At 61.6% G+C, this 11,549-nt stretch carries 9 protein-coding genes and 1 pseudogene; 4 read left to right on the plus strand and 6 right to left on the minus strand.

All coding sequences use genetic code 11. The features are described from left to right. The first annotated feature begins 235 nt into the window (after nt 1-235). Together AOA61_RS29095 and AOA61_RS29100 are read left to right on the plus strand one after the other, a co-directional pair. Nucleotides 236-1,483, plus strand: a complete 1,248-nt coding sequence (locus AOA61_RS29095) for an MFS transporter (protein ID WP_032884658.1) — start codon at nt 236-238, stop codon at nt 1,481-1,483. A gap of 194 nt (nt 1,484-1,677) precedes the next feature. Beyond that, nucleotides 1,678-1,854 (plus strand): annotated as a pseudogene (locus AOA61_RS29100) (MFS transporter); the annotation flags it as partial. 141 nt (nt 1,855-1,995) lie between these two features. On the opposite strand, the gene AOA61_RS29105 reads toward AOA61_RS29100, so the two are convergent. The 4 genes from AOA61_RS29105 to AOA61_RS29120 form a co-directional block, all read right to left on the minus strand. Continuing rightward, nucleotides 1,996-4,179, minus strand: a complete 2,184-nt coding sequence (locus AOA61_RS29105) for a xanthine dehydrogenase family protein molybdopterin-binding subunit (RefSeq protein WP_099603249.1) — start codon at nt 4,177-4,179, stop codon at nt 1,996-1,998. Then, complete coding sequence (locus tag AOA61_RS29110) at nt 4,176-5,165, minus strand: xanthine dehydrogenase family protein subunit M (protein ID WP_032884656.1); 990 nt, start codon at nt 5,163-5,165, stop codon at nt 4,176-4,178. The genes AOA61_RS29105 and AOA61_RS29110 overlap by 4 nt, the downstream gene beginning before the upstream one ends. Continuing rightward, the gene (locus tag AOA61_RS29115) at nt 5,162-5,668 is read right to left on the minus strand and encodes a (2Fe-2S)-binding protein (protein ID WP_095186235.1); all 507 of its coding nucleotides are present in this window, start codon (nt 5,666-5,668) and stop codon (nt 5,162-5,164) included. The genes AOA61_RS29110 and AOA61_RS29115 overlap by 4 nt, the downstream gene beginning before the upstream one ends. A 96-nt stretch (nt 5,669-5,764) precedes the next feature. Next, the gene (locus tag AOA61_RS29120; RefSeq protein WP_095186268.1) at nt 5,765-6,211 is read right to left on the minus strand and encodes a DUF4879 domain-containing protein; all 447 of its coding nucleotides are present in this window, start codon (nt 6,209-6,211) and stop codon (nt 5,765-5,767) included. Between the two features lie 188 nt (nt 6,212-6,399). Here AOA61_RS29120 and AOA61_RS29125 point away from each other — a divergent pair, with 188 nt between their 5' ends. After that, nucleotides 6,400-7,695, plus strand: coding sequence for an NCS2 family permease (locus tag AOA61_RS29125; RefSeq protein WP_032884654.1), 1,296 nt, complete (start codon nt 6,400-6,402; stop codon nt 7,693-7,695). After that, nucleotides 7,692-8,771, plus strand: coding sequence for a tRNA (uridine(54)-C5)-methyltransferase TrmA (gene trmA, locus AOA61_RS29130; RefSeq protein WP_099603250.1), 1,080 nt, complete (start codon nt 7,692-7,694; stop codon nt 8,769-8,771). Before AOA61_RS29125 ends, trmA begins: the two co-directional genes overlap by 4 nt. 143 nt (nt 8,772-8,914) lie before the next feature. Here trmA and AOA61_RS29135 read toward each other — a convergent pair whose 3' ends face one another. Both AOA61_RS29135 and AOA61_RS29140 read right to left on the minus strand, forming a co-directional pair. After that, complete coding sequence (locus tag AOA61_RS29135) at nt 8,915-10,231, minus strand: TolC family outer membrane protein (RefSeq protein ID WP_032884652.1); 1,317 nt, start codon at nt 10,229-10,231, stop codon at nt 8,915-8,917. Continuing rightward, on the minus strand, nt 10,228-11,547 hold the full coding sequence (locus tag AOA61_RS29140) for an HlyD family type I secretion periplasmic adaptor subunit (protein WP_099603309.1): 1,320 nt from the start codon (nt 11,545-11,547) through the stop codon (nt 10,228-10,230). The genes AOA61_RS29135 and AOA61_RS29140 overlap by 4 nt, the downstream gene beginning before the upstream one ends. Nucleotides 11,548-11,549 lie beyond the last annotated feature (2 nt).

Genomic DNA, 11,549 nt, shown 5'->3' on the forward strand with positions numbered 1-11,549 from the left:
CAATTCGTTTCTTTTTTTACCAGCCACGTAGGGATTCTGGCCTTGCGGCCGCCAGATCAATCCCCACGGAGGTTTTGATCTGGATCAAGCATTACTGAAAGAGTAGTCCCATTTTCTGTGTCCAGTTATGTGGTCTTTTGCCGCGTGACAGACTGCCTCAGCCCAGCTCTAGCAACTATCTGTTACAACTTAATGCTAATCTCGCGGCTCCCTCTCGCCTCGACCCGAATTCCCGATGCCTAGTGAACCCGTGTTGCTGTTGCGTCATCACCGCCCTTTCATCGCGTTCTGGCTGGCACGGATTTTCACCGCCAGCGGCTTCCAGATGCTCACCGTGGCCATCGGCTGGAACCTGTACCAACTGACCGGCAATGTGCTGGACTTGGGTCTGGTCGGGTTGGTGGAGTTCGTGCCACGGGTGCTGTTCATGCTGCACACCGGACACGTGGCCGACCGCTACGAGCGGCGCAAAGTCGCAGCCATCTGCCAGACCGTACAGGCGCTGATTGCCCTGTCCCTGGCCATCGGCGGCCTGACCGGCAACGTGACCCGCGAGATGATTTTTATCCTCGCCTTCCTGCTCGGTGCCGCGCGCTCGTTTGAATTGCCCACCACCCAGGCGCTGCTGCCGAGCATCGTGCCCAGTGCGCTGTTCCCGCGTGCGGTGGCGTCTTCACAGTCGGCCCAGCAACTGGCCACCATCGTCGCCCCGGCGCTCGGCGGTTTGCTTTATGCGTTCGGCAGCGTCTGGGTGTATGGCCCCACGGTGGTGCTGTACATCATCGCCTGCGTGCTGACCCTCAACCTGCCCGCCCGCCAGACCCCACTGAACAAAGGCAAGGCCACCTTGGACTCGCTGCTGGCTGGCATCCGTTTTATCCGCAGCCGCCCGGACATCCTCGGCGCTATTTCCCTGGACCTGTTCGCCGTGCTGCTGGGCGGCGCCACCGCGTTGCTGCCGGTGTTCGCCAAGGACATCCTGCTGACCGGCGCCTGGGGCCTGGGCCTGTTGCGTTCGGCACCGGCGGTGGGCGCACTGTTGATGTCGTTGTGGCTGGCGCGCTTTTCGGTGGACCGCAAAGTTGGCAGGGTAATGTTCACCGCTGTCGGCGTGTTCGGCGTGGCGACCATTGCTTTCGGCCTGTCCACCTCGTTCTGGTTTTCCCTGGCAGTGCTGGTGGTGCTGGGCGCGGCGGACATGATCAGCATGGTCATTCGCGCCTCCTTCGTGCAGTTGGAGACGCCGGATGAAATGCGCGGCCGGGTCAGTGCGGTCAACGGGCTGTTTATCGGCGCGTCCAACCAGTTAGGCGAGTTCGAGTCCGGTATCACTGCGCACTGGTTCGGCACCGTGCCCGCCGTGGTCATGGGCGGAATCGGTACGCTGGTGGTAACCGGAGTGTGGATAAAACTGTTCCCGACACTGGCGAATCGGGATCGTATGCATGTGCCGGTGGAGGAAAGCATCAAGCCCGCTGCATGATTCAATGTGGCAATAAGGTCAATGTGGGAGGGGGCTTGCTCCCGATAGCGGTGGATCAGCCAACTTATGCTTGGACTGAAACTCCGCCATCGGGAGCAAGCCCCCTCCCACGTTTGGATCTTCAATGTTTGCTGGACCGCGTCAGAGCACCTTATCCAGGGTGATCGGAAACTCCCGCACCCGCTTGCCGGTGGTTAGGCGAGTTCGAGTCCGGTATCACTGCGCACTGGTTCGGCACCGTGCCCGCCGTGGTCATGGGCGGAATCGGTACGCTGGTGGTAACCGGAGTGTGGATAAAACTGTTCCCGACACTGGCGAATCGGGATCGTATGCATGTGCCGGTGGAGGAAAGCATCAAGCCCGCTGCGTGATTCAATGTGGCAATAAGGTCAATGTGGGAGGGGGCTTGCTCCCGATAGCGGTGGATCAGCCAACTTATGCTTGGACTGAAACTCCGCCATCGGGAGCAAGCCCCCTCCCACGTTTGGATCTTCAATGTTTGCTGGACCGCGTCAGAGCACCTTATCCAGGGTGATCGGAAACTCCCGCACCCGCTTGCCGGTGGCATGGTAAATCGCGTTGGCTACCGCCGCCGCTACCCCGACAATGCCGATCTCGCCAACACCCTTGGAACCCAGTGCATTGACGATCTCGTCGTGCTCTTCGACAAACACCACGTCAATCTCGCCGATATCGGCATTCACCGGGATGTGGTACTCGGCCAGGCTGTGGTTCATGTAGCGCCCCAGTTGATGGTCGATCTGAGTTTCTTCGTGCAATGCCATGCCGATTCCCCACACCACCCCGCCGAGAATCTGGCTGCGGGCCATCTTCGGATTGACCACGCGCCCGGCCGCAATCGCGCTGACCACACGCCGCACTTTGATTGTTCCCAGGTCTTCGTCCACCTGGACCTCGACGAACACCGCCGAGTGGGTGGCGGTGGCGTAACCCTCGCGTTTTTTGTCCGGCTCGCTGTCGACCTGCACTTCCAATGCGTCTTCGCCACTGTCCTTGACCAACTGCGCCAGCGACACACTCACGTCACCGGTGTGCAGTTGGCCGTCTTCAAAGCGAACGGACTCGGCGTCCTTGAACACCGGGTAAGTCTGGCGGGCAATGCTCAGCAGTTTGGCCGTCAACGCTTCGCAGGCTTGCTGCACGGCAGTGCCCACTGAGGACACGGTAAACGATCCACCCTGCAACGGCGCGGTGGGTAAAGACGAGTCACCGAGTAGAAAATTGACATCGTCGACAGCCACGCCACTGGCCTGGGCCGCGATCTGAGTCATCACCGTGTACGTACCGGTGCCGATGTCGGTGGTGGCGCTACTGACCGTCAATTTGCCCAGCGAATCAATACGCGCCTTGGCGCTGGCCTTCATTTGCATGGCCTCCCACACCCCGCCGGCCATGCCCCAACCGATCAACTGGCGGCCGTCGCGCATGCTGCGCGGCTCCGGGTTGCGCTGCTTCCAGCGGAAACGCTCGGCGCCTTCGCGGTAACACTCGCGCAGGGCTTTGCTCGACCAGGGTTTATCTTCGTTCTGGTTGCGTTCGGCGTAGTTGATCAGCCGCAGTTGCACCGGGTCCATGCCCAGGGCGCAGGCCAGTTCATCCATGGCGCATTCCAGGCCAATCACGCCCAACGCGGCGCCTGGCGCGCGCATGTCCAGGGGCGTGAAGACATCCAGCGGCACCAACTTATAAGTAAGCTGCACGTTGTCGCAGTGATAGAGCATGCCGCTCCATTCCACCACGTGTTCACTGAAGTCCTCAAAGCGCGAGGTCTGGCCAATCGCGGTATGCCCCAGCGCCAGCAAACGGCCGTTAGCGGCGGCGCCCATCTGCAAACGCTGCAGGGTGCGGGGGCGGTAGCCAAAGGTGAACATCTGCTGGCGCGTCAGGGTGACCCGCACCGAACGCTTGAGCGCCAGAGACGCCATCACCGCCAAAGGCAATTGGTACTGCGGGCGCAGACCAGAGCCGAAGGCGCCCCCGACGAACGCAGCAAAGATGCGCACCTGACTTTTATCCAGGCCGAAGACTTTTTGCACATAGGCCTGGCAGTTCTGCGGGCCCTGAGTCTTGTCATGGATGTGCAGGGTGCCATCCGGCTGAAACAGCACGGTGCTGGCGTGGGGCTCCATCGGATTGTGGTGTTCGATGGGTGTGCTGTAGTGCAGATCGAGGCTGATGGCCGCGCCGGACCATTCAGCCTGGAAGTTGCCGCGCGGCTTGGGCGGGGTTTGCGGCGAGGGATAGGCCAGTTCCTGCTGGGCTAGCAGATCGGTCTCGAAGTCCTCGCACTCATAGTCGATATGCACCAGCGAGCCGGCGTGTCGCGCCAACTCCAGGTTATCGGCGATGACCAATGCCAGGGGCTGGCCGCTGTAGAGCACGCGGTCGTTGTACAGCGGGCGAAACGGCGAGCCATCCGCCGCATCGTCATCGGCAAAGGCGTCGTCATAGCTGGCGATTTTCGGGCGGTTGAGATGATGGATAACATCCACCACACCCGGTAGCGCTAACGCTTTGGACGCGTCGATATTGATAACACGGCCTTTGGCGATGGTGCTGGACACCACGCTGCCATGAAGCAGGCCAGCCTCAGGAAACTCACCGGCGTACCGCGCCTGGCCTGTGACCTTGAGCAGACCGTCGACACGGTTCAAGGGTTTACCGATAGCGGTCATGGCTGTTCTCCTGCAACGGCGGCGTCGCTCAGCGCGCGGATAATTGCGCGGCGCGCGAGCTTGATCTTGAAGCCGTTATGTTCCAGCGGCTCGGCGTCTTGCAGCAGCACGTCGGCGGCGTTGCTGAAGGTTTCGCGGCTGACGGTCTGACCGATCAGCGCGGCTTCTACCGCGCGGTCACGCCAAGGTTTGTGGGCCACGCCGCCGAGGGCCAGGCGAGCGTCAACGATAGTGTCGCCGTCCAGTTCAAGGGCGGCGGCGACTGACACCAAGGCAAACGCGTAAGACGCGCGATCGCGAATCTTCAAATAGTGGCTGTGACGTGCCAGATGGTCGGCGGGCAATTCAATTGCAGTGATCAGCTCATCGTCGGCCAGCAGGTTGTCGCGCTGCGGCGTATCGCCAGGAAGACGATGGAAGTCGGCGAACTCGATGACCCGTGCGCCGCCACGTCCCTCCACATGCACCCGCGCCTCCAACGCAGCCAAGGCGACGCACATGTCCGACGGATGAGTGGCCACGCACTGCGCGCTGGCGCCAAGAATCGCATGGATACGGTTCAACCCGCTGCGGGCCGGGCAACCACTGCCGGGTTCGCGTTTATTGCACGGCACCGTGGCGTCGTAGAAGTAGTAGCAACGGGTGCGCTGCAGCAAGTTACCGCCGGTACTGGCCATGTTGCGCAGTTGCGGCGACGCGCCTGCGAGGATGGCTTGGGACAGCAGCGGGTAACGCTCTTCAATCAGCGGGTGCCAGGCCAGATCGGCGTTGCTCACCAGCGCGCCGATCCGCAGGCCGCCATCGGCGGTTTCTTCAATTCCATGCAGTGGCAGGCCGGTGATATCGATCAGGTGTTCGGGACGGCTGATGTTTTCTTTCATCAGGTCCAACAGGTTCGTACCACCGGCAATAAAACGCGATGCGCCGCTGGTCAGGTGCACGGCCTCCTGTACGTCGACAGGTTTGCTGTAGTGGAAGGGATTCATTGCTCACCTCCCAGGCCGTCTTTGATGGCATCGCGGATATTGGTATAGGCACCGCAGCGGCACAGGTTGCCGCTCATCAATTCCTGGATTTGTGCAGTGTCGTGGGCACGGCCTTCATTGGCCAGGCCGACGGCGGAGCAGATCTGGCCCGGCGTGCAGTAGCCGCACTGGAAGGCGTCGTGTTTGATGAAGGCTTGCTGCATGGGGTGCAACTGATCGCCGCTGGCCAAGCCTTCGATGGTGGTCAGCTCGGCGCCATCGCACATCACGGCCAGGGTCAGGCAGGCGTTTATGCGCTTGCCATCGCGCAGGACGGTGCAGGCACCACATTGGCCGTGGTCGCAGCCTTTTTTACTGCCGACCAGGTCGAGTTGTTCCCGTAGCAAGTCCAACAACGTGGTCCAGGGCAATACGTCCAACTGACGATCCTGGCCATTGAGGGTCAAGCGTATGGAGTGGGCGACGAACGGTTGGGCCGCCGCGCCATTGGGGGTCGCGCTCATAAACACCTCACGGGTTGGTGTACATCCGCGGCGTTCAGGAAAGTCGCCGTCTCAGGGGTACGACTTCCCGGGGTTTTGAGCGTTCAAGATGATTGATCAGCGGATATTGAGCAGGGTCTTCAAGGTGTTTCGCGGGGGATTGATCGATGAGTTGCTGTATTCGAACCAGCCTTGGGCTTCGACATTCAGGTCAAACACATAGATGTAGCCCATCAAGGTGCCCCCGCCAGCGCAGGCCTGGCTGACGTTGCCGACCTGACACACCGGCGTGCGCTGACCGTTGAGCACCGCGCCGTTGAAGAGGCCGACCGGGTTGTTACCCAGGCCCACTTCCATCACCGACACCTTGGTCGGCCCTCGGTGCGTGCACATCTGCGTGGTGCTGGTGCGCTCTGGAATGGTTTCGGTGCACTTGGCCGATTCGACCTTGAACACGCGCACTTCGCTCAAGGCCGGTGCAGTCGCGCCCCAGACCGGTGCCGCACCCAGCCACAGGCCGAGACAAGGGATCAGGGCTAGACTCCACGCGTTGGCTTTTTTCATGCTGTCGATGACCCGGTATTGAACGTCGGCGCAGTATGCCTCAAGGCCATGCGCCATACAGCCTCGGCTGCTGGTATGATGCGCCGCTTTTTCCGATCCTCTCTGAAACCACAGGCGTTTGGCGCAGTTTGTGCTTTGACTTAGAGGTCAACAAATCACGACGCAAGATAGCGTCACAGGGAGCAGGCATGCTGGAAAAGCTGTTTCAACTCAAGGCACACAACACGAACGTGCGCACCGAGATTCTCGCGGGCATCACGACATTCCTGGCCATGGCCTACATCCTGTTCGTGAACCCGAGCATCCTCGGCGAAACCGGCATGGATAAGGGCGCGGTATTTGTCGCGACCTGCCTCGCGGCGGCCATCGGCTCGACCGTGATGGGCCTGATCGCCAACTACCCGATCGCACTCGCGCCGGGCATGGGCCTCAACGCCTTCTTTACCTACACCGTGGTCCTGCACATGGGCCATACCTGGCAAGTGGCGCTGGGTGCGGTGTTTATTTCGGCGGTGCTGTTCTTCCTGCTGTCGATTTTCCGCATCCGTGAGTGGATCATCAACGCCATCCCGCTTCCCCTGCGTTCGGCGATTGCCGCCGGTATCGGCCTGTTCCTGGCGTTGATCGCCCTGCACAACGCCGGAATCGTGGTGAGCAACCCGGCCACCATGGTAGGCCTGGGCGACCTGACAAAAGCGGCCCCGATCCTCGCCACCCTCGGTTTTGTGCTGATCGTCGCACTGGAAGCCCTGGCCGTACGCGGCGCGGTGCTGATCGGCATTCTTGCGGTCACTATCGCGTCCATCGTCCTGGGCGTGACCCCGTTTGGCGGCGTGACCTCGATGCCCCCTTCGCTGGCCCCGACCTTCCTGCAGCTGGATATCAAAGGCGCACTGGACATCGGCCTGGTCAGCGTGATCTTCGCGTTCCTGTTCGTTGACCTGTTCGACAACTCCGGCACCCTGATCGGCGTCGCCAAGCGCGCCGGCCTGATGAGCAAGGACGGCCACATGCCGAAAATGGGCCGCGCCCTGATCGCCGACAGCACCGCCGCCATGGCCGGTTCGCTGCTGGGCACGTCGACCACCACCAGCTACATCGAATCCGCCGCGGGCGTGAGCGCCGGTGGCCGTACCGGTTTGACCGCCATCGTGGTGGCGATCCTGTTCCTGTTGGCGCTGTTCTTCTCGCCACTGGCCGCCAGCGTACCGGCGTTTGCCACGGCGCCGGCACTGCTGTTCGTGGCGGTGCTGATGACCCAGGGCCTGGCAGAAATCGACTGGGATGACATTACTGTTGCAGCGCCGGTGGTGGTCACCGCCCTGGCGATGCCCTTCACATACTCCATTGCCAACGGCATCGCCTTCGGTTTCATCGCCTGGACCGCCATCAAGCTGCTTTCGGGCCGCTACCGTGAGCTGAACCCAGCGCTGGTGATTCTGTCGATTCTGTTCGTGATCAAGCTGGGCTGGTTCAACGCATGACTTTTGACGCCGCAAGCTACACCGTTCAACTGCAAGACAAGGTCACGCGCTTGCGTGACCTGCTGGCGCCGTTCGACGCGCCCGAGCCACAGGTATTCGACTCACCGCTGCAGAACTTCCGCCTGCGGGCGGAGTTCCGCCTGTGGCGCGAAGGCGGAGATCGCCACTACGCCATGTTCTCCCAGGACGACAAGCGCACGCCGATCCTGATCGAAGAATTCCCGATTGCCAGCCAACGCATCAATCAGTTGATGCCGCAACTCAAGGCCGCCTGGCAAGCCTGCGCCGCCCTGAGCCACAAGCTGTTCCAAGTGGAGTTCCTCACCACCCTGGCCGGCGATGCGATGATTACCCTGTGTTATCACCGCCCGCTGGACGAGCATTGGCACACGGCGGCGAACAAGCTGGCAGCTGATTTGAATGTCAGCATCATCGGCCGCTCCAAGGGCAAGCGCGATGTGATCGGCCACGACTACGTGGTGGAAAAACTCGACGTGGGCGGGCGCACTTTCAGCTACCGCCAACCCGAAGGCGCGTTCACCCAGCCCAACGGCACGGTGAACCAGAAGATGCTCAACTGGGCATACGAAGCCTTGGGCGATCGCCCGGATGACTTGCTGGAGCTGTACTGCGGCAACGGCAACTTCACTCTGCCGCTCGCCACCCGCGTACGCAAAGTGCTGGCCACCGAAATCAGCAAGACCTCGGTGAATGCGGCCCTGAGCAACCTCGATGAAAACGCGGTAGATAACGTCACGCTGGTGCGACTCTCTGCCGAAGAACTCACCCAAGCGCTGAATGAAGTGCGCCCGTTCCGTCGCCTGCAGGGCATCGATCTGAAGAGCTACGAATTCGGCAGCGTCTTCGTCGACCCGCCCCGCGCCGGCATGGACCCGGACACTTGCGAATTGACCCGTCGCTTCGACAACATTCTGTACATCTCCTGCAACCCGGAGACGTTGGCGGCGAACATTGCGCAGTTGCATGACACGCACCGCATTACGCAATGCGCGATGTTTGACCAGTTCCCGTGGACGCACCACATGGAATCGGGGGTGTTGCTGACTCGTCGGTAATTCCAAGGCTGGTAGCAGTTCAACATGTGGGAGGGGGCTTGCTCCCGATGGCGGTGGGTCAGTTGAAGGTTTGCTGATTGACGCACTGCTATCGGGGGCAAGCCCCCTCCCACATTGGCTTGGTGTATTGGCAAATAGCGTTGTCAGGCCGACGGTTGGAAATACCCCGCCAACGCCCGCAAGTCTTGCTCGCTGAGCAGTCCCGCGTAGTACTTCAACTGAATCCTGGCCAGCAAATACGCATGTCGAGCGTTCGCCAGGTCGCGGCGGGCGGTGAACAGTTGCTGTTCGGCGTCGAGCACGTCGAGGTTAACGCGCTCGCCTCCGCTGACGCTTTTCTTCGTCGCGGTGACCAGTGCCGTGGCGGAGCTGACGGCCATTTCATAAGCCCGCACTTTTGCCGCGCCGCTGGTATTGAGGTTGAACTGCTTGCGCAACTCCACCAGCGTGGCCGAGGTTTGCGCGTCCAGTTCGTACTGGGCCTGGCTCAATTGATTGCCCGCCTGACGAGTAGAAGCCGACACCGAACCGCCGGCAAACAATGGCAAGCTGACCTGAATGCCGACGCTGTTGGTGTCGTACTGCTGGTTGTAGCTGCTTTCCGAATCGGAACGGGTCTGGCGGCTGCTGGCGTACAGGCTGACCTTGGGCATGTGCCCGGCGCGTTTGCGCTCCACTTCGTAGGACGCCACGTCCAACGCGTGATGCTGGGATTTAAGCTCCGGATTGTTGGCCATGGCCATTTCCCGCCAGGTCTCGAAACGGTTCGGCTCCAGGGGCGGGATATCGAATTGACGGGTCAGCGGCGCCAGTTCTTCGATCTGCAGCGGTTGGCCGACGATGGCTTCCAACTCTCGCAGGGCGCTGTCCTGGGCATCCAGGGATTCGATTTCTTCAGCCTGGGCCAGGCTTAGGCGCGCTTGGGTTTCCAGCACATCGGTACGTGTCCCCTCGCCACCTTTGAGCAGGCGATCGTTGAGTTGCAGGCGTTCGGCAAATGCGCGTTTCTGCGCGCGGCTCAACTCGATGCGTTCCTGGGCCAGCAACGCCTGGCTATAAGCGCTGAGTACCCGCACCGCAAGTTCCTGGCTTTTGCCGCGAAAGCGCTCATCGGCCATCAGCGCCTGGGCCGTGCCTTGGCGAAACCGCGCGTAGGCTTCGTAGTCCAGCAGTGGTTGCTGCAAGGTCAGGGTCGAGGCATAGCTGCGGTAGTCGCGGTCGCTGGTGACATCACCTGCGGTCACCTGCGACTCGTTGCGCGAATTGTTGTAGCTCCACGACAGATTCGGCAGCAACGCCGCCCGACCTATCACGCGATTCTCTTCACCGGCCTCACGCGCCTGGATGGCGGCCTGAAAGGTCGGGTCATTGCGCAGCGCCAGGTCGTACGCATCCAACAACCCCAGGGCCTGCGCAGCCGGTGTAAAGCTCACGCACAAGGTAAACAGCAGCGCCTTCATTCTTCCACCAAGGCCATATGGGTGCGGTCCAGCAAAGGTTTGAACAGGTAGTTGAGCATCGACCGCTCACCGGTCTTTATGAACGTTTCCACCGGCATGCCGGGGCGGATCTGTGCGCCGGCGAGTTGCTGCATACCCGCCGTGCTGACTTGGGCACGCAACGTGTAATAAGGCTCGTCGGTGCGTTCATCGACCTGGCGGTCGGCGGATACCAATGTCACCTCACCCGCCACCCGCGGCGTGGTGGCCTGGTTGAAGGCCGAGAACAGCAGTTCCACCGGTAAACCGGGGTGCACTTTGTCGACCATCTGCACCGGCACCCGCGCTTCCACCAATAGCGGCTCGCCCTGGGGCACGATGTCCATCAGCGCCTGACCGGGCTTGATCACGCCGCCTTCGGTGTACACGTCCAACCCCACCACCACGCCGGACGCCGGGGCGCGAACCAGGCTGTTGGCCAGTTCGAACTCGGCCGACGCCAGGCGATTACGCAGGTCGTCGCTGCGGGTGCGGGTTTCGGCCAACTGGCTGCGCAGGTCTTTCTGGAAGTCTTCGCCGAGCTGGCGGATACGCAGGCGCAGCTCCAAAACCTGACGCTGCAACTGGCCGATGCGGCCATAGTCCTCGGCGATGGTGCCGTCGATCTGCGAGTAAAGGCGCTCGCTGTCGAGCAGGCGATTGCGCGGGATATAACCGTCCCGCGCCAGTTCGCGCAGGCCTTGCAGTTGCTCATTGAGCGCCGCCCGTTGCTGCAGTTTGCTCGCTTGGGAATCCCGCGTGCCGCGCAACTGCGCTTCGGCACCGGCGATGGTTTCGCGCAGGCCTTGTTGCTCGGTGGCCAGCGACTGGGCGCGGCTGTTGAACAGTTGCCGTTGCAGATTCAGGGTGTTGGTAGCCTGCGGCTCATTCAGCAGTTCAGGGCCGAAGGTGATCGCAGGCAACCCTTCGCTTTCGGCATTCAACCGCGCCTCGGTGGCCAAGGACGCGAGGTACTGGCTGCGCAGCGACTGCATCTGCCCGCGCAACGGGGTTTCTTTCAAGCGCAGCAACACTTGGCCGGCGTTGACCACCTCACCGTCGCGCACTTCGATACGCTCGACGATGCCGCCGGTAGGGTGCTGAACGGTTTTTCGATGGCCCGAAACCATCACCTTGCCCGACACCGCGACGCCCTTGTCCAGAGGGGCCAGCGCGGCCCAGCCGATAAACCCGACAAATCCGCCAAGCACCAGCAGCCAGCCCAGGCGTGAATATTTTTTGTCATCCAGCGCCAGCACGTTATGGGATGCGTCGCTGACCAGCATCGGTTTGCTCATGC

This window comes from Pseudomonas sp. 2995-1, from assembly GCF_002742505.1.
Taxonomy (GTDB): domain Bacteria; phylum Pseudomonadota; class Gammaproteobacteria; order Pseudomonadales; family Pseudomonadaceae; genus Aquipseudomonas; species Aquipseudomonas sivasensis.